The organism is Bacillus sp. cl96 (assembly GCF_900100505.1).
In the GTDB taxonomy this organism is placed as follows: domain Bacteria; phylum Bacillota; class Bacilli; order Bacillales; family Bacillaceae_G; genus Bacillus_A; species Bacillus_A cereus.
Genome location: NZ_FNDM01000008.1, coordinates 177,575 through 196,851 on the forward strand (window position 1 = coordinate 177,575; position 19,277 = coordinate 196,851).

The window sequence follows — 19,277 nt, forward strand, 5'->3', positions numbered from 1 at the left end:
GGATATATAGCAAATGGAGGCGGAATATATGAACTTTCGTTTTAATGAAGAGCAGCAAATGATGAGGAAAATGGTTCGGGATTTTGCACAGAAGGAAATAGCTCCCTTTGTTCCTAGTATGGAACAAGGGGTGTTCCCGAAAGAGATTTTGCAAAAGATGGGTGAGCTTGGATTAATGGGTATTCCAGCGCCTGCAAAATACGGTGGGGCAGAAATGGACTTTATATCTTACATTCTAGCAATTGAGGAAATCTCAAAGGTAAGTGCAACAGTTGGTGTAATTTTAGCTGTACATACGTCAGTTGGAATGAATCCGATTTTATATTTCGGAACAGAAGAACAGAAGAAAAAATATGTTTCTAAACTTGCAACTGGGGAATATTTAGGTGCATTTGCTTTAACAGAGCCAAATGCAGGATCAGATGCAGGGAGTTTGAAATCAAGAGCTGTGAAAAAAGGTGATCATTATATTATTAATGGATCGAAAGTGTTTATTACAAATGGTGGTGAAGCAAGTACATACATTGTATTCGCTTCTACAAATCCAGAGGCAGGAAAAAGTGGTATTTCTGCATTTATAGTAGAGAAAGATACACCTGGTTTAATCATTGGAAAAGATGAACATAAGATGGGACTTCTCGGTTCTCGTACAGTACAACTTACTTTTGAAGATATGAAAGTGCCAGCTGAGAATTTACTTGGGGAAGAAGGACAAGGATTTAAGGTGGCAATGGCGAATTTAGATGTTGGGCGAATTGGAATCGGTGCGCAGGCGTTAGGAATTGCTGAAGCGGCGCTTGGCTGTGCAATTGATTATGCAAAAGAAAGAGAGCAATTCGGGAAGCCAATTGCGGCGCAGCAAGGGATTGGCTTCAAGCTTGCAGATATGGCAACAAGTGTCGAAGCAGCAAGGTTACTCGTATATAGAGCGGCATCTCTTAGGGCACAGGGATTACCATGCGGTAAAGAAGCATCTATTGCGAAATTATTTGCTTCTAAGACAGCGGTTGAAGTCGCGATTGAGGCGGTGCAAGTGTTCGGTGGTTACGGTTATACGAAAGACTATCCAGTAGAACGATTTTTCCGTGATGCGAAAATCACGCAAATATATGAAGGAACAAGTGAAATACAGAAACTTGTTATTAGCCGTGCTTTATAAAAGGGCGAGGGGGAGACGGAGATGCATTTTAAACTATCAGAAGAACATGAAATGATAAGAAAAATGGTTCGAGATTTTGCTAAAAATGAAGTGGCACCAACAGCAGCTGAGCGTGATGAGGAAGAGCGATTTGATCGAGAATTATTTGATCAAATGGCAGAGCTTGGTTTAACCGGTATTCCGTGGCCTGAAGAGTACGGTGGAATTGGAAGCGATTACTTAGCGTACGTAATCGCTATTGAAGAATTATCCCGCGTTTGTGCTTCAACAGGCGTAACACTGTCCGCGCATACTTCACTTGCAGGATGGCCAATTTTTAAATTTGGGACGGAAGAGCAAAAGCAAAAGTTTTTACGACCGATGGCTGAAGGAAAGAAAATTGGTGCATACGGCTTAACGGAGCCAGGATCTGGATCGGATGCTGGTGGAATGAAGACAATCGCAAAGAGAGATGGAGACCATTATATTTTAAATGGATCAAAAATTTTCATTACAAATGGCGGTATTGCTGATATTTATGTCGTTTTTGCGCTAACTGATCCTGAATCAAAGCAGCGCGGTACGAGTGCATTTATTGTAGAAAGTGATACACCGGGATTTTCAGTTGGGAAGAAGGAGAGCAAGCTAGGGATTCGCTCTTCACCAACGACTGAAATTATGTTTGAAGATTGCCGTATTCCTGTAGAGAATCTACTTGGAGAAGAGGGGCAAGGGTTTAAAGTTGCGATGCAAACATTAGATGGAGGTCGTAACGGTATTGCGGCGCAAGCTGTTGGTATTGCACAAGGGGCTTTAGATGCTTCTGTAGAATATGCAAGGGAGCGCCATCAATTTGGAAAACCAATTGCGGCGCAGCAAGGGATTGGCTTTAAACTTGCGGATATGGCAACAGATGTAGAAGCGGCACGCCTTTTAACATATCAAGCGGCTTGGCTTGAATCAGAAGGGCTTCCGTATGGAAAAGAGTCAGCGATGTCAAAAGTATTTGCAGGAGATACAGCGATGAGGGTGACGACTGAAGCGGTGCAAGTATTTGGTGGTTACGGTTATACGAAAGATTATCCAGTAGAGCGTTATATGCGAGATGCAAAAATTACACAAATATATGAAGGAACACAAGAGATTCAGAGGCTTGTAATTTCTCGTATGTTAACGAAGTAGGAACGAAAGCGTAGGTATTTTCCTACGCTTTTTCCTTCCAAAAAATAATAGAGAGAGGTGAAGGGAATGGTTAAACATAATGTACATGCATCGGTGAAAGATGAAAAATTAGTTGCGTTAAGACGTGAGCAAATGATTAAAGGTGCGGTGCAACTGTTTAAACAAAAAGGATTTCCGCGTACAACAACGAGAGAAATTGCAAAAGCGGCTGGATTTAGTATAGGGACACTTTATGAGTACATTCGTACAAAAGATGATGTTTTGTATTTAGTTTGTGATAGTATTTATGAACATGTAAAAGAAAGATTAGAGGAAGTAGTTTGTACAGAAAAAGGGAGTGTAGAAAGTTTAAAGATAGCAATAACGAATTACTTTAAAGTGATGGATGAATTACAGGAAGAAGTATTGATAATGTATCAAGAGGTACGCTTTTTACCGAAAGAATCACTTCCGTATGTATTAGAAAAGGAGTTTCAAATGGTAGGAATGTTCGAGAATATTTTAGAACAGTGTACGGAAAATGGAACATTTACATTAAATAAAAAAGAAATACAGCTTCTTGCCCATAATATTTTTATACAAGGACAGATGTGGGGATTTAGACGCTGGGCGCTGCAAAAACTGTATACGCTCGAAGAATATACAGAAATGCAAATTAGGTATGTATTGCAAGGGGCCCATATGCTTCCGAAATAAGGAACAGACAAATTATAATTTTACTACCCTATAAAAGTTTCCCGTTTTTTTTGTAGCATATTTGTGCGACTTTTGTTTATAATGAATAGTATGGATTTTTTTAAGCAGGCCGTTATATATAAGGTTATATTTGATGAAAGGAAGTGCCGCATAAGTGGATTTTAAGCAATATTCACCAGAAGAGCTAAAAGAATGTTCAATGATTGAAGTTGTACATAGCGTTTTAGGGGATAAAAAACAAGCAACGACATTCAACGAGTTGGTTCAAGAAATCGCTCAAGTGCTGGGACTATCTCAAGAGCAAGTTAATGCGAAAATCGCACAATTTTATACAGACTTAAACATCGATGGACGTTTCATTAATTTAGGAGAAAATCGTTGGGGGCTACGCAGCTGGTACCCATACGAGCAAATTGATGAAGAAATCTTGCCTCAACCAAAACCGAAGAAGAAACGTAAAGTTGAAGAAGACGGTTTTGACGACTACATTGAAGAAGATGAAGATGACTTCGACGATGCAGACGTAAGTGAAGACGAAGATGATGATGTAGAAGATTTGGACAAGGTTCTTGAAGAAGAAGACGGAGATGACGACGATCTTGATGATTTAGACGAAGATGACGACGACTTCGCTGAAGAAGAACTTGAGTATGACGAAACTGAAGAAGAAGAAGAGGAAGAACTGTAGTTCTTGACTTTTCATTATCGTCCATGTAGAATCATTTTTGGGCTCTTTAAAAAAGGACGATAATACTTTTAAAGTGTAAATATAAAAGAAAATTGCTCCCTACTTATTACTTTTTGTGATGAGGGGAGCAATTTTCTTTTTTGTTTTTTGTTTAGAAAATAAAAAGAGTCTAACAATAAGATGGATACAGTGTTATCTACATACGTTGCGCTTTGCAACGGTGATTATATAACAGCAAAATAGAAGGGAGCTTTTTCATGACTAAGTATATTTTTGTAACAGGCGGTGTAGTATCGTCTTTAGGAAAAGGTATTACAGCAGCATCTCTTGGAAGACTTTTAAAAAATCGTGGTTTAAACGTAACGATTCAAAAGTTTGATCCATACATTAACGTAGACCCAGGGACTATGAGCCCATATCAACACGGTGAGGTATTCGTAACAGATGATGGCGCAGAAACTGACTTAGACCTTGGTCACTATGAGCGTTTTATCGACATTAACTTAAACAAATACAGCAACGTAACAACAGGTAAAATTTACTCTTCAGTTCTTCAAAAAGAGCGTCGCGGTGAATATTTAGGAGGAACAGTTCAAGTTATTCCTCACATTACTAACGAAATTAAAGAACGCGTATATCGTTCTGGTCGTGAAACAAATGCGGATGTTGTTATTACAGAAATCGGTGGAACTGTTGGTGACATCGAGTCTCTACCATTCTTAGAAGCAATCCGTCAAATTAAGAGCGACATCGGTCGTGACAATGTAATGTACATTCACTGTACGTTAATCCCGTACTTAAAAGCAGCGGGTGAAATGAAGACAAAACCAACACAACATAGTGTTAAAGAACTTCGTAGCTTAGGTATTCAACCAAACATTATCGTTGTTCGTACAGAAATGCCTGTTTCTCAAGATATGAAAGACAAGCTTGCATTATTCTGTGACATTGATACAAAAGCGGTTATCGAAGCTCGCGATGCAGATACTTTATATGCGGTTCCATTATCTCTTCAAGAACAAAATATGGACCAAATCGTTTGTGACCACTTAAAATTAGACAATCCAGCTGCAGATATGACAGAGTGGACTGCTCTAGTTAACAAAGTGCGTAATCTTTCTAAGAAAACAAAAATCGCTCTTGTTGGTAAATATGTAGAACTTCAAGATGCTTATATTTCTGTTGTAGAAGCACTTCGTCATGCTGGTTACTCATTCGACACAGATGTAGAAGTAAAATGGGTAAATGCTGAGCACGTAACAGCAGAAAATGTAAAAGAATTAGTTGGCGATACAGACGGTATCCTTGTACCAGGTGGCTTCGGCGATCGTGGTGTAGAAGGTAAAATCGTTGCGATTCAATATGCTCGTGAAAACAAAGTTCCATTCTTAGGAATTTGCTTAGGTATGCAACTTGCATCAATCGAATTCGCACGTAATGTATTAGGTTTAGAAGGTGCTAACTCTTCTGAAATCAACCCTGACACACCATATGCAATCATCGACTTATTACCAGAACAAAAAGATGTAGAGGACCTAGGTGGTACACTTCGTCTTGGTCTATACCCATGTAAGCTTGCTGAAGAAACAAATGCTTACAATGCTTATAATGAGCCGGTTGTATATGAACGTCATCGTCATCGTTATGAGTTCAACAACCAGTTCCGTCCGGATATGGAAAAAGAAGGATTTGTATTCTCTGGTACAAGCCCAGACGGTCGTCTAGTTGAAATCATTGAATTAAAAGATCATCCTTGGTTCGTGGCAGCACAGTTCCACCCAGAACTTGTTTCTCGTCCAAACCGTCCACAACCATTGTTCCATGACTTCGTAAGAGCTTCTATTACGAATAAAGAGAGCAAGTAATAAAAAAAGCGCCTGAAATAAGGCGCTTTTTTTAATATTCATTTAACATTTCATCGATTGTAAATTTAATCCCGTGATAAGCAAATAAAGCTACTATTAAACTTGGGAATCCGTAGCGATTACCTTCATCGTCTGGAATAAGACCTTTTAACAGTTTTGTATCAATATGTACGTCTGTATATCGTTCCAGTGATTCTGTCCCTTCTTGAAGAGCAGAAATGCCCACAATAGAGTGTCCCTCTTCTTGTAGTTTTTTTGCAATTTCTACAACCGCTTCATCTGTTGAAAAACGGCTAATAAGAAGTACACGATCCGCAGAGGTTACTTCTGCTTCTTTACCATTTTCAAATAAGCGTTTTGCTTGCTTCATTGGTTCAGCACCGAATAGTGCCTCGGCAACAACGCCCTCCATTTCATTTGTACCATGTAAATAAATGAAACCATCGCCAACTAGTGCTTGAGCAAGTAAACGAGCGCTATCTTCTATATTCATTTCTTCTTTTTGAGAAACTCTGGAGAAATAACCACTTAATTGAGTTGAAAAAATTTTTAACATAATGTTACTCCCTTCGTACGTGTTTGCCGGCTTTCATTATAATTTATTTTTTTAGAAAGGTGAAATCGTAGGGTAGCATAACAAAATAGGAAACGGTAAAATAAGAAAGAATAGGAAGGAATTTGCCAAAGAATAGCGAAATTAAATCGTTAAGATATAAGAAGCTTTAAATCTTGTACTTACACAGAAAGGTTGGGAATTATGGAAGGTAAAATTTTAATCGTTGATGATCAATATGGGATTCGTGTGTTATTACATGAAGTGTTCCAAAAAGAAGGTTATCAGACATTCCAAGCAGCGAATGGATTTCAAGCTTTAGATATCGTGAAAAAAGATAATCCAGATTTAGTAGTGTTAGATATGAAAATTCCAGGCATGGATGGTATAGAGATTTTAAAGCATGTAAAAGAAATTGATGAGAGTATTAAAGTAATTTTAATGACTGCTTATGGAGAGCTTGATATGATCCAAGAAGCAAAAGATTTAGGAGCTTTAATGCATTTTGCTAAACCATTTGATATTGATGAAATTCGTCAAGCTGTGAGAAATGAGCTCGCTGTAGAGGCATAAAAATGAATTTTTTATAAAAAATATGGAAAAAAGCGTTTACATGGACTATTGTGCAGGTGAATACGGTTGAGTTTTTGAGTACAAGTTGTTATCCTATTGAGTGTAGAAAAAAGTCCGGTATGTAGATATACATATTTTACCTTATTCTGGTCATACTACCAGCGATAAGAACTTATCGGATACAAAAAACGTTTTTTAGGAGGATTCACCATGCCTTTAGTTTCTATGAAAGAAATGCTAAACAAAGCACTAGAAGGAAAATACGCAGTTGGTCAATTCAACATGAACAACTTAGAGTGGACTCAAGCTATCTTAGCTGCTGCGGAAGAAGAAAAATCTCCTGTAATCCTAGGTGTATCTGAGGGTGCAGCTCGTCATATGACTGGTTTCAAAACAGTTGTAGCTATGGTTAAAGCTTTAATCGAAGAAATGAACATCACTGTTCCTGTAGCGATTCACCTTGACCATGGTTCAAGCTTCGAAAAATGTAAAGAAGCAATCGATGCAGGTTTCACATCTGTAATGATCGACGCTTCTCACCACCCATTCGAAGAAAACGTTGAAACTACTAAACAAGTAGTAGAATACGCACACGCTCGTAACGTATCTGTTGAAGCTGAGCTTGGAACAGTTGGCGGACAAGAAGACGACGTAATCGCTGAAGGCGTAATTTACGCTGACCCAGCAGAGTGTAAGCACCTTGTTGAAGCAACAGGTATCGATTGCCTAGCTCCAGCTTTAGGTTCTGTACACGGTCCTTACAAAGGTGAGCCTAACTTAGGATTCGCTGAAATGGAACAAGTTCGTGACTTCACTGGCGTACCTTTAGTATTACATGGTGGTACTGGTATCCCAACTGCTGATATCGAAAAAGCTATCTCTTTAGGTACTTCAAAAATCAACGTAAACACTGAGAACCAAATCGAGTTTACAAAAGCTGTTCGTGAAGTATTAAACAAAGACCAAGAAGTTTACGATCCTCGTAAATTTATCGGACCTGGCCGCGACGCTATCAAAGCAACTGTTATTGGTAAAATTCGCGAATTCGGTTCTAACGGTAAAGCGTAAGAATAAAATTCCGTTTTGGAAACCGTCTAGTCTTTTAGACGGTTTCCTTTCGTTGTATAATGAAAGCGTGAACAAGTCTAAAGATTTTATCATTTTTGGTTTTTAAATAGAAAATAATGTGCATAGTCCTATTAATAAATGTGATAACGTATCTAAATTGATAAAGTAAATTCGATGAATAGTTGATCTTTATCTATTCGTGCTACAGGAGAAATGAAGATAATGGTTTCCTATTTATTGAGTTTTGGGATGGAAAGAGTAATTGAGATTCTTAAGGGGAGCTTTCTATAAAAAGATAGAAAGTAAATACATTCACAAGAAGGGAGCTCAATATGGAAAAATTGCTAATTGAAGGCGGAAGAGCTTTAAATGGAACAATTCGAGTAAGTGGTGCAAAGAACAGTGCCGTTGCATTAATTCCAGCGACAATTTTAGCAGATACTCCAGTAACTATTGGTGGTGTCCCTAATATTTCGGACGTGAAAATGTTAGGAGACTTACTAGAGGAAATTGGAGGGAAAGTAACTTATGGACAGGAGGAAGAGATGGTAGTCGATCCTTCTAACATGGTTGCAATGCCTTTGCCAAATGGAAAAGTGAAAAAATTGCGCGCTTCTTATTATTTAATGGGTGCAATGCTTGGCCGTTTTAAAAAAGCTGTTATTGGGCTTCCGGGTGGATGTCATTTAGGACCGAGGCCGATTGATCAGCATATTAAAGGGTTTGAAGCGCTAGGTGCACATGTTACGAATGAACAAGGTGCCATCTATTTAAGAGCAGATGAGCTACGCGGGGCACGTATTTATTTAGATGTTGTTAGTGTAGGAGCTACGATTAATATTATGCTAGCAGCTGTACGAGCGAAAGGTAGAACTGTTATTGAAAATGCAGCGAAAGAGCCTGAGATCATTGATGTAGCTACATTGTTAACAAGCATGGGAGCACGTATTAAAGGTGCTGGTACTGACGTAATCCGAATAGATGGTGTTGACTCTTTACATGGTTGTCACCATACTATCATCCCAGATCGTATTGAAGCTGGTACGTATATGATTCTAGGAGCTGCATCAGGAGGAGAAGTAACGGTTGATAACGTTATTCCTCAGCATTTAGAATCAGTTACTGCAAAGCTAAGAGAAGCTGGTGTTCAAGTTGAAACGAACGATGATCAAATTACGGTGAACGGTAATAGAAAGTTAAAAGTAGTTGATATCAAAACGCTTGTATATCCAGGTTTTCCAACGGATTTACAACAGCCGTTTACGACGCTTTTAACAAAGGCACACGGAACGGGAGTTGTAACAGATACAATTTACGGTGCCCGTTTCAAACACATTGATGAATTACGTCGTATGAATGCTCAAATTAAAGTAGAGGGTCGTTCGGCAATTGTAACTGGTCCTGTGTTACTGCAAGGTGCAAAAGTGAAGGCGAGTGATTTACGAGCAGGAGCGGCACTTGTTATTGCAGGGTTAATGGCAGATGGAATTACAGAAGTAACAGGACTTGAGCATATTGATCGAGGTTATGAGAATATAGTGGACAAGCTTAAAGGGCTTGGTGCAAACATTTGGCGAGAACAAATGACAAAGCAAGAAATTGAAGAAATGAAGAACGCATAAGTGATACTTCCGCAAGGGGGAAGCGAAGCATCACTACTTGCGGAAGTACACTTTATAGAAAAACACGGTTCACAAAATACGGCAGAAATATAAAGGCTTAAAGGAGAGGGATTATCGTGGAAAGAAGTTTATCTATGGAGTTAGTACGTGTAACAGAGGCTGCAGCTTTATCATCAGCGCGTTGGATGGGGCGCGGGAAAAAGGATGAGGCAGACGGTGCAGCAACATCAGCTATGCGTGATGTATTTGATACAATTCCGATGAAAGGTACAGTTGTAATTGGTGAAGGTGAGATGGATGAAGCACCAATGCTATATATCGGAGAGAAATTAGGTACAGGATATGGACCACGTGTAGACGTTGCGGTTGATCCTTTAGAAGGGACAAACATCGTAGCAGCCGGTGGCTGGAATGCTCTTGCTGTCATTGCAATTGCAGACCACGGTAATTTGTTACATGCCCCTGACATGTACATGGATAAAATCGCGGTTGGCCCAGAAGCAGTTGGGGCGGTCGACATTGATGCGCCTATTATTGATAACTTACGTGCAGTTGCGAAAGCGAAAAATAAAGATATTGAAGATGTTGTAGCGACAGTTTTAAATCGTCCACGTCATCAAGAAATTATCGAAGAAATTCGTAAAGCTGGTGCGCGCATTAAATTGATTAATGATGGAGATGTAGCTGGAGCGATTAATACAGCGTTTGATCGTACAGGTGTAGATATTTTATTTGGATCTGGTGGAGCACCTGAAGGTGTATTAGCAGCAGTTGCTTTAAAATGTTTAGGTGGAGAAATTCACGGAAAACTATTGCCACAAAACGAAGCTGAATTAGCACGTTGTAAAAAAATGGGCATAGAAGACATTAATCGTATCCTTCGCATGGAGGACTTAGTAAAAGGTGACGATGCAATCTTTGCAGCAACAGGCGTAACAGATGGAGAACTATTACGTGGTGTTCAATTTAAAGGTAGCGTAGGAACAACGCAATCCCTTGTTATGCGCGCAAAATCAGGCACAGTTCGCTTCGTAGATGGTCGTCATAGCTTAAATAAAAAACCGAACTTGGTTATTAAGTAAAAGGTGGAAGCGGCTCGCTCAGAATCGCAGGACACTTTCAACTCTCGACCTTGAAGCGCTCTTTGCTTCGAGTGAGAGAGTAAAATGACCGGAGATTCTAGCCACTGGAACTGGATTTAAGTAAAAAGCGTAAGCAGCTCGTTCAGAATGGGAGGGGGATGGAGCTTCTGACGTAGAGGTGCTTTTTGCCTCGCAGGAAGAAGTGAAGCCACCGACCATTCTAGCTGCTGAAGCTAGATTAAATAAAAAGCGTAAGCAGCTCCTTCAGAAAGGTTAAAATGGTCGATCTTTCTAACTATCGGAGCTGGAACTAAATTAAATAAGAAGCGAAGACAAATTTTCTTGTCTTCGCTTCTTGTATTTGTGTTCCAACGTATTGATTAAAACTAGATAAAAGGGTTACAATAGTGAATATTACCCTACTTGAACTTATTGCCTTTCATTATTAATTATTTGCCTTCCGTATTTTTTCCCTTTACCCATGAAAAAAGAGAATAACGTTAAAGTGTGGTGTCTGAATGAATTTGTCAATTGCAGCATTAGAAAACATGAAATTAAAAGAGTTATACGAGCTTGCGAAAGAATTTAAGATTTCGTATTATAGCAAGTTAACGAAAAAAGAGCTGATTTTTTCTATTTTGAAAGCTCGAGCAGAAAAAGAAGGTTTCTTTTTCATGGAAGGCGTATTAGAAATTATTCAATCAGAAGGATTTGGATTCCTACGTCCTATCAACTATTCTCCAAGCTCAGAAGATATTTATATCTCAGCTTCGCAAATTCGTCGTTTCGATTTACGTAATGGAGATAAGGTTTCTGGTAAAGTACGACCTCCGAAAGAAAATGAACGCTATTTTGGGTTATTACAAGTTGAAGCTGTAAACGGAGATGATCCAGATTCAGCAAAAGAGCGTGTGCATTTCCCTGCATTAACACCATTATACCCAGATCGCCAAATGAAATTGGAAACGGAACCGAAAAAGTTACCGACACGCATCATGGATTTAATCGCACCAGTTGGATTTGGACAACGTGGTTTAATTGTTGCGCCTCCAAAGGCTGGTAAAACAAGTCTATTAAAAGAAATCGCGCACAGTGTTACAACAAATCATCCGGAAGCAGAACTAATTGTACTTTTAATTGATGAGCGTCCAGAGGAAGTAACAGACATTGAACGTTCTGTTAAAGGAGATGTTGTAAGTTCTACTTTTGATGAAGTACCAGAAAATCATATTAAAGTAGCTGAGCTTGTGTTAGAACGTGCGATGCGTCTTGTAGAGCACAAGAAAGATGTTATCATTTTAATGGATAGTATTACCCGTTTAGCTCGAGCTTACAACCTCGTTATTCCACCAAGTGGTAGAACATTATCAGGTGGTATCGATCCAGCTGCCTTCCATAGACCGAAGCGTTTCTTTGGAGCTGCACGTAATATTGAAGAAGGCGGTAGCTTAACAATTTTAGCAACAGCCCTTGTTGATACAGGATCACGTATGGACGATGTTATTTACGAGGAATTTAAAGGAACTGGAAATATGGAACTTCACTTAGATCGTTCATTAGCTGAACGTCGTATCTTCCCAGCGATTGATATTCGTCGTTCTGGTACACGTAAAGAAGATCTATTAATTCCAAAAGAACATTTAGACAAGTTATGGGGCATTCGTAAGACAATGCGTGATACACCAGACTTTGTTGAAAGTTTCTTACGTAAGCTTCGTCAAACGAAGACAAATGAAGAGTTTTTACAAAACATTGTTGCAGACTCGAAAAGGTATGTAACAACTAAGTAAAGGGAAAAAATCAAGACTCGCTTATTTTATAGTAAGCGAGTTTTTTATGCTGTTTAGGTGATATTAAAGAGAGAAATAAGTGAAAGAACCTGAGCTAGTCAGAGCTGGATGAGCTCCCTCCAGCGGCTAAAATGGTCGGTGGCTTCGCGTCTTCCTACAAGGTAAAAAGCACCTCTACGTCAGAAGCTCCATCCCCCTCCCATTCTGAACGAGCCGCTTCTGCTTTTAAATTGTATCTAGTTCCGACGGCTAGCTCTTCGTGTCTAAGAACCTCCCGCACTAAAGGTAAAAAGCACCTTTTGTGCGAGAGAACCTTAGCCAGTCAGAGCTAAACGAGCCGTCTACACTTTTAATTTCAAAAGACAAAAACAGGTAGTTGCAAAATGAAGTTAGCCTTGTTATAATTTCATCATATGTGTTTCATCAATATAGTTGTGTATGCAGCTGAAGATGAAAAACTCTGTTTCGAAAATGATTCAGGGCGGAAGGAGATGAAAAGAATGAAAGCAGGAATTCACCCAGATTACAAGAAAGTTGTATTCATGGACACAAACACAGGCTTCAAATTCTTAAGCGGATCTACTAAAGGATCTAACGAAACTGTTGAGTGGGAAGATGGTAACACTTATCCATTACTAAAAGTTGAGATCAGTTCTGATTCTCACCCATTCTACACTGGACGTCAGAAGTTTGCTACTGCAGACGGACGCGTTGACCGCTTCAATAAGAAATACGGTCTTAAGTAATAAAAACATAAAACAGGCAAGTGTATGTATTCGCTTGTCTGTTTTTTTTGCGAAAATATTATACCTTTACCCTACTTTTAACTGAAAAGTAGATGAAAGGAGAGCTTCATGTACTTAATAAATCAAAATGGCTGGATTGAAGTGATTTGCGGTAGTATGTTTTCTGGCAAGTCAGAAGAGCTAATCCGCCGTGTGCGCCGTACGCAATTTGCAAAACAACATGCAATTGTATTTAAACCATGTATTGATAATCGATATAGTGAAGAAGATGTTGTATCACATAACGGATTAAAGGTAAAAGCAGTTCCTGTTTCAGCTTCAAAGGATATATTTGAACATATTACAGAAGAGCTGGATGTTATTGCAATCGATGAGGTGCAATTTTTTGATGGGGACATTGTGGAAGTGGTGCAAGTATTGGCAAATCGTGGCTATCGTGTCATTGTAGCTGGTTTAGACCAAGATTTCCGTGGTCTACCATTTGGACAAGTTCCTCAGCTGATGGCGATTGCTGAACATGTGACAAAACTACAAGCAGTATGTTCTGTATGTGGATCTCCAGCAAGTCGTACACAACGATTAATTGATGGAGAACCAGCGGCATTTGATGATCCAATTATTTTAGTTGGAGCTTCAGAATCGTATGAACCACGTTGTCGTCATTGTCATGCAGTACCTGCAAACAAAGATAAGTAAAACTCGCTGCGCAAGGCGGGTTTTTTTCAAAATAGAGAGAATGAGCGGTGTGAGCCGCTTGCGCTTTTAAATATATCTAGTTCCGGTGGCTAGCTCTTCGCATCTAAGAACCTTCCGCCCGAAAGGTAAAAAGCACCTTTAGGTCGAAAGAACCTTAGTTGGTCAGAGCTGAAAGAGCCACCGCCACTTTTAAATATATTATCTAGCTCCAGCGGCTAGAATCTCCGGCCATTTCGCTCTCTCGCTCGAAGCAAAAAGCGCTTCAAGGTCGAGAGCTCCAATGGCCTGCGATTCTGAGCGAGCCGCTTGCGCTTTTAAATATAATTTGCGTTTTTTTGAGTAAGTACCATATACTATTTGTATTAGATACTAGGATGTAGAGGTGAATGATGTGTTAGATCGTTTGCAAGCTGTAGAAAATCGTTATGAGAAGTTAAATGAATTGTTAAGTGATCCAGCGATTATTAGTGATTCAAATAAGCTTCGTGAATATTCAAAGGAACAGTCTGATATACAGGAAACGGTAGAGGTGTATCGTGAGTATAAGGATGTTCGTGAGCAATTAAAAGATGCGAAAGCAATGTTAGAAGATAAGTTAGACGCAGAAATGCGTGAAATGGTAAAAGAAGAAGTTTCTGAGTTAGAATCACAAGATAAAACATTATCAGAGCGTCTGAAAATTTTACTTGTTCCAAAAGACCCTAATGATGATAAGAACGTTATCGTTGAGGTTCGTGGAGCTGCTGGTGGAGACGAGGCAGCTTTATTTGCTGGTGACTTATACCGTATGTATAGCCGTTACGCTGAGGTACAGGGCTGGAAAACGGAGATTATTGAGGCTAGCTATACAGAGTTAGGTGGATATAAAGAGATTATCTTTATGATTAATGGTAAAGGTGCTTTCGCGAAGCTGAAATTCGAGAATGGTGCTCACCGTGTACAACGTGTTCCTGAAACGGAATCTGGTGGACGTATTCATACATCTACAGCAACTGTAGCTGTATTACCAGAGGCAGAAGAAGTAGAAATTGATATTCATGAGAAAGATGTTCGTGTTGATACATTCGCTTCTAGTGGACCTGGTGGACAGAGCGTTAATACAACGATGTCAGCGGTGCGTTTAACGCATTTACCGACTGGTGTAGTTGTATCTTGTCAGGATGAGAAATCACAGATCAAGAATAAAGAAAAAGCGATGAAAGTATTACGCGCACGTGTTTATGATAAGTTTAGACAAGAAGCGCAAGCTGAGTATGATCAAAACCGTAAACAAGCTGTTGGTACGGGAGATCGTTCAGAGCGTATTCGTACGTATAACTTCCCGCAAAACCGTGTTACAGACCATCGAATCGGTTTAACGATTCAAAAGCTAGATCAAATCTTACAAGGTAAGTTAGATGATTTCATCAATGCCTTAGTGATGGAAGATCAGGCTCAAAAGATGGAGGCAGCTGAGTAATGCGTGTCTATGAAGCCCTGAAATGGGCTTCTTCTTTTTTACAGGAAAATGGACGAGATGAAAATGCGGGAGAAATTGTCCTTTGTCATGTATTAAAGGTGAACAGAACAGGATTACTTATGAATATGCGTGAAGAAATAACTGAGGAACAAGAGAAAAGCTTTACGGAGTTTATCCATAAGCATGTAGAAGGTATTCCTATTCAATATATGATTGGTTATGAAATATTTTATGGACGGTCTTTCTTTGTGAATGAAGAAGTATTAATACCAAGGCCGGAAACAGAAGAGCTTATAGTGGGAGTATTAGAAAGAATCGAGCGCCATTTTGGTGATGAGAAACTACATGTAGCAGATATAGGTACAGGTAGTGGAGCGATTTCTATTACGCTTGCTTTAGAAAATAAAAATCTTCATGTGTATACAGTAGATATTGCACAAGAGTCGATTGAAGTTGCAAAAGAAAATGCAAAAGCTTTAGGTGCAGAAGTAACGTTCTATCACGGTGATTTATTGTCACCATTTCATAAAACGGGTCAAAAGCTAGATGTTGTTGTTTCAAATCCTCCATATATACCGGAAGAGGATTGGCGTGGTCTTTCTCCTGTTGTGAAAGAGCATGAGCCGAAGAGAGCACTTGTTGGTGGTGAAGACGGATTAGATTTCTATCGCCGTTTTATGGAAGAATTGCCGAATGTGTTGCAGAAGAAAGCGATTGTGGCGTTTGAAATTGGAGTAGGACAAGGTGAGGATGTAAAAAGATTGTTACAACAAGCTTTTCCACATGCTCATGTTGAGGTTGTTTTCGATATTAACGGAAAAGATCGTATGGTATTTGCAGAGATGGAGTAAGGTTCACACCTTACTCTATTTTTTGTGGAAAAATTCATATAGATTTTGAATTTAATAGTTTAGAAAGATGAAAGTCTGTCCACACTGTTTGTAGAAGGGACGGTGGAGGAAATGAAAAAACAAGTTATTGCTTATCTTCTTATACTATTAATTGGTGCACAGTTACTTGTGCAGTTTGGATATATGAAAGCTGATGCGAAAGGGCCTTCAGTTATTCCGAAAGAGGCCGTTCGATTACGAATTTTAGCAAATAGTGATTCAGATAAAGACCAGGCATTAAAGCGTAAAGTGCGTGATGAAGTAAAAGCACAAATTGATGGATGGGTAGCGGATTTAACTTCATTTGAAGAGGCGCGCAAAGTAATTCAAAGTCATATTCCAGAAATCGAGAAAACGGTGGAAAATACGTTAAAAAGAGAAGGAAGTAAAGAATCATTTCAAGTGAAATTTAGTAAGAATGTAAAGTTTCCTACAAAGGTATATGGGAATTTTATTTATCCGGCAGGGGAATATGAAGCAGTCTTAATTACAATTGGGGAAGGTGAAGGGGCAAACTGGTGGTGTGTATTATTTCCACCGATGTGTTTCTTAGATTTTTCAAGTGGTACAGCTGTAAGGAAAGAAGAACATGTTGTGAAGGCTGAATCTCCTGAAGAGGAGCAAGTAAAACAAATAGATAATGAAGAAGTAGTAAATGTAGAAGAGAAAAAAGAGGATGAGGTAAAAGAAACGAAAGTTGTAAAGCGGGAAGCAGTAAAAAAAGTAACAGCTTCTGAAAAGAAAGTAGTGAAAAATGAAACAAAAGTCGAAGAGCAGCCTGTAAGTAAAGAAGAAACAAAAAATGTGGAAAAAGTGGAGAAATCTGTGGAGAAAAAACAAGAACAGCAAAATGAGTATGTAAAAGTAGAAGAGGAAGAAGAAAAGCCAGAAGTTAAATTGTTTATTGTAGAAGCTTTTACATCTTTATTCTCTAAATAGTACTATTAATAAATCCCTCCTCATATATAAAAATGAGGAGGGATTTATTATGAAGAAAGTGTATTTTGCTACGAAAGCAGATGTGGAAAGATTACATTCTTTTTTCGGACAAGCTAATAAAAAAGATGATAAAATAAATGAGTTGTACGCACAATTTATGATTTTGGAAGAGGCGGAAGAAATACGAGCTGTAATTGGTTATGAACAAAGTGGGGAAGATGTACTTATTCGTTCTTGTTTATTCACACCTCATGTGGATAAACAGACTTTCTTATATTTTTTTGAAATGTTTTTGCAGTATATGAAAGAAAAAAGTGTTCAACAATTGTACTTACTAACAAATCATCCACAATCTGTACCGATCTTTCAGTTCTTTGAATTTTTTACTATAGAAAAGGATGAGGTTCCAGAGGGAATTCAACAGCTAGAACATTTTTGTAAAAATATAAAAGAGCAGAATGCAATAATACTAAATTGTCAGCTATTCACAAAGTTATCCACGGATTAATTAGGTTTATCCACATTTTGTGGATAAACCTTGTTTGTCTTTTGGATAAATCTCATAGTAAACTAAAAATAGACAAGTATTTAAGGCTAGAAAAGGACGTGGAAAAAAATGCATACAAATATGTGGGTTGTGGATAATGTTGTGGAAAGAAAAAAATATTATCCACAGTTACAAGAAGCAGCAAAATTATTAAGAGAAAATGAGGCGGTTGCTTTCCCTACGGAAACAGTATATGGGTTAGGGGCAAACGCGATGGATGATGAAGCAATCGCGAAAATTTTCGAAGCGAAAGGAAGACCGAGTGATAATCCACTCATTGTCCACATAGGTACAAAATCTCAGTTAGATGGGATTGTGAAAGAAATTCCACCAGTTGCAGAGAAGTTAATGGCGCATTTTTGGCCAGGACCATTAACAATTATTTTGCCGAGAAAAGAAGGAATTTCAGAGAAGGTGACGGCAGGACTTAATACGGTTGGAGTAAGAATGCCTGATCATCCAATTGCACTTGCTCTTATTGAAGAGGCGAATGTACCTGTTGCGGCACCAAGTGCGAATCGTTCAGGGCGTCCAAGTCCAACATTAGCTTCTCACGTATATGAAGATTTGAATGGGAAGATTGCAGGTATTGTTGATGGTGGTGCAACTGGAGTAGGCGTTGAATCAACTGTAATTGATTGTACAAGCACGGTTCCAACAATATTACGTCCAGGTGGGATTACGAAAGAACAATTAGAAGCGGTGATAGGTACTGTTTCTTTAGATCCAGCTTTAAAGGATGAGAAGGAAAAACCGAAATCGCCTGGAATGAAATACACACATTATGCGCCGAAAGCACCACTTAGTATTGTCGAGGGCTCACGTGAGTTTATTCAGCATCTTGTGGATGAGAAAAAGAAAGAAGGATTTAAAGTAGGCGTATTAACGACAGAAGAGTATCAGCATGTATATAGTGCAGATGTTATATTATCTTGTGGTGTTAGAAGTGACTTAGCTAGCGTTGCGACTAAATTATATGATGTACTTAGAACATTTGATGCAAGTGAAGTGGATGTTATTTTTAGTGAGTCATTCCCTAATGAAGGAATAGGGAATGCAATTATGAATCGTTTAACAAAAGCGGCAGGACATCATATTATTATTGAATGATAAGGTAAGATTAGCAAACAGAATATTTCTCCTTGGATAAGCATATTGTGAAGTAGCACGTCCAAGGAGGGGCATGAATGACGTTTGAACAGCTAATACCTTTAATAATTATGGCATTCGCCTTAGGGATGGATGCGTTCTCGGTGAGTCTTGGTATGGGGATGATGCCCCTAAAGTTAAGACAAATCCTGTATATTGGTATGACGATAGGGATATTTCATATTATTATGCCGTTTATAGGAATGGTACTAGGTCGTTTTTTATCAGAGAAATATGGAGATATCGCACATTTTGCGGGTGCTATTTTATTAATCGGACTAGGGTTTTATATCGTATATTCGACCATTTTACAAAATGAAGAGACTAGAACTGCCCCTATTGGAATTAGTTTATTCGTATTTGCATTTGGCGTCAGTATAGATAGTTTCTCAGTAGGGCTTAGTCTTGGTATTTATGGGGCACAGACAATTATTACGATTTTACTTTTTGGATTTGTTAGCATGTTATTAGCGTGGATTGGTTTATTAATTGGGAGACATGCGAAAGATATGCTCGGTACATACGGTGAGATAGTAGGTGGTATCATTTTGGTTGGGTTTGGATTATATATCCTTTTTCCTATATAATTTTATG

At 38.7% G+C, this 19,277-nt stretch carries 19 protein-coding genes; 18 read left to right on the top strand and 1 reads right to left on the bottom strand.

All coding sequences use genetic code 11. The features are described from left to right. Positions 1-28: 28 nt before the first annotated feature. The 5 genes from BLT20_RS18580 to pyrG all read left to right on the top strand — a co-directional run bounded on the left by BLT20_RS18580 (position 29) and on the right by pyrG (position 5,569). Positions 29-1,159, top strand: a complete 1,131-nt coding sequence (locus BLT20_RS18580; protein ID WP_001011179.1) for an acyl-CoA dehydrogenase — start codon at positions 29-31, stop codon at positions 1,157-1,159. Between the two features lie 21 nt (positions 1,160-1,180). After that, entirely contained in the window at positions 1,181-2,320 is a 1,140-nt protein-coding gene (gene acdA, locus BLT20_RS18585; protein ID WP_000545544.1) for an acyl-CoA dehydrogenase AcdA, read from the top strand. A 66-nt stretch (positions 2,321-2,386) separates the two neighbouring features. Beyond that, complete coding sequence (locus BLT20_RS18590; RefSeq protein ID WP_000238605.1) at positions 2,387-3,016, top strand: TetR/AcrR family transcriptional regulator; 630 nt, start codon at positions 2,387-2,389, stop codon at positions 3,014-3,016. Between the two features lie 154 nt (positions 3,017-3,170). After that, entirely contained in the window at positions 3,171-3,704 is a 534-nt protein-coding gene (gene rpoE, locus BLT20_RS18595) for a DNA-directed RNA polymerase subunit delta (RefSeq protein ID WP_000346279.1), read from the top strand. A gap of 257 nt (positions 3,705-3,961) precedes the next feature. Further along, positions 3,962-5,569, top strand: coding sequence for a CTP synthase (pyrG, locus tag BLT20_RS18600; protein WP_000170460.1), 1,608 nt, complete (start codon positions 3,962-3,964; stop codon positions 5,567-5,569). A 31-nt stretch (positions 5,570-5,600) separates the two neighbouring features. Here pyrG and BLT20_RS18605 read toward each other — a convergent pair whose 3' ends face one another. Next, positions 5,601-6,125 carry a DUF2529 domain-containing protein gene (locus tag BLT20_RS18605; protein ID WP_000912402.1) on the bottom strand — a complete coding sequence of 175 codons (525 nt, stop codon included), beginning with the start codon at positions 6,123-6,125 and terminating at the stop codon, positions 5,601-5,603. Positions 6,126-6,326: 201 nt separating this feature from the next. On the opposite strand from BLT20_RS18605, the gene spo0F reads away from it, so the two are divergent. The 13 genes from spo0F (at position 6,327) to BLT20_RS18690 (ending at position 19,270) form a co-directional block, all read left to right on the top strand. Then, the gene (gene spo0F / locus BLT20_RS18610) at positions 6,327-6,695 is read left to right on the top strand and encodes a sporulation initiation phosphotransferase Spo0F (protein WP_000398594.1); all 369 of its coding nucleotides are present in this window, start codon (positions 6,327-6,329) and stop codon (positions 6,693-6,695) included. A gap of 210 nt (positions 6,696-6,905) precedes the next feature. After that, entirely contained in the window at positions 6,906-7,763 is an 858-nt protein-coding gene (locus BLT20_RS18615) for a class II fructose-bisphosphate aldolase (protein WP_001131855.1), read from the top strand. Positions 7,764-8,095: 332 nt separating this feature from the next. Next, positions 8,096-9,385, top strand: a complete 1,290-nt coding sequence (gene murA, locus BLT20_RS18620; RefSeq protein ID WP_000413254.1) for a UDP-N-acetylglucosamine 1-carboxyvinyltransferase — start codon at positions 8,096-8,098, stop codon at positions 9,383-9,385. Positions 9,386-9,501: 116 nt separating this feature from the next. Next, a complete protein-coding gene (glpX, locus tag BLT20_RS18630; RefSeq protein WP_000442340.1) occupies positions 9,502-10,467 on the top strand; it encodes a class II fructose-bisphosphatase in 966 nt (321 codons plus the stop codon). 518 nt (positions 10,468-10,985) lie between these two features. Further along, positions 10,986-12,257, top strand: coding sequence for a transcription termination factor Rho (gene rho, locus BLT20_RS18640; protein ID WP_001053903.1), 1,272 nt, complete (start codon positions 10,986-10,988; stop codon positions 12,255-12,257). Positions 12,258-12,757: 500 nt separating this feature from the next. Next, positions 12,758-13,003, top strand: coding sequence for a type B 50S ribosomal protein L31 (locus BLT20_RS18650; protein WP_000643433.1), 246 nt, complete (start codon positions 12,758-12,760; stop codon positions 13,001-13,003). A 108-nt stretch (positions 13,004-13,111) separates the two neighbouring features. Next, a complete protein-coding gene (locus BLT20_RS18655) occupies positions 13,112-13,699 on the top strand; it encodes a thymidine kinase (RefSeq protein WP_000280859.1) in 588 nt (195 codons plus the stop codon). A 391-nt stretch (positions 13,700-14,090) separates the two neighbouring features. Further along, positions 14,091-15,158, top strand: a complete 1,068-nt coding sequence (gene prfA, locus BLT20_RS18665) for a peptide chain release factor 1 (RefSeq protein ID WP_000887064.1) — start codon at positions 14,091-14,093, stop codon at positions 15,156-15,158. Then, the gene (gene prmC, locus BLT20_RS18670) at positions 15,158-16,009 is read left to right on the top strand and encodes a peptide chain release factor N(5)-glutamine methyltransferase (protein WP_001267061.1); all 852 of its coding nucleotides are present in this window, start codon (positions 15,158-15,160) and stop codon (positions 16,007-16,009) included. The genes prfA and prmC overlap by 1 nt, the downstream gene beginning before the upstream one ends. Positions 16,010-16,120: 111 nt before the next feature. Beyond that, entirely contained in the window at positions 16,121-16,987 is an 867-nt protein-coding gene (spoIIR, locus tag BLT20_RS18675; protein WP_000745065.1) for a stage II sporulation protein R, read from the top strand. Between the two features lie 49 nt (positions 16,988-17,036). Continuing rightward, positions 17,037-17,495: a GNAT family N-acetyltransferase gene (locus BLT20_RS18680; RefSeq protein WP_000758440.1), complete on the top strand. Its 459-nt coding sequence runs from the start codon at positions 17,037-17,039 to the stop codon at positions 17,493-17,495. A gap of 108 nt (positions 17,496-17,603) precedes the next feature. After that, on the top strand, positions 17,604-18,644 hold the full coding sequence (locus BLT20_RS18685) for an L-threonylcarbamoyladenylate synthase (protein WP_000557353.1): 1,041 nt from the start codon (positions 17,604-17,606) through the stop codon (positions 18,642-18,644). 77 nt (positions 18,645-18,721) lie between these two features. Continuing rightward, on the top strand, positions 18,722-19,270 hold the full coding sequence (locus BLT20_RS18690) for a manganese efflux pump MntP (RefSeq protein ID WP_000142475.1): 549 nt from the start codon (positions 18,722-18,724) through the stop codon (positions 19,268-19,270). Positions 19,271-19,277 lie beyond the last annotated feature (7 nt).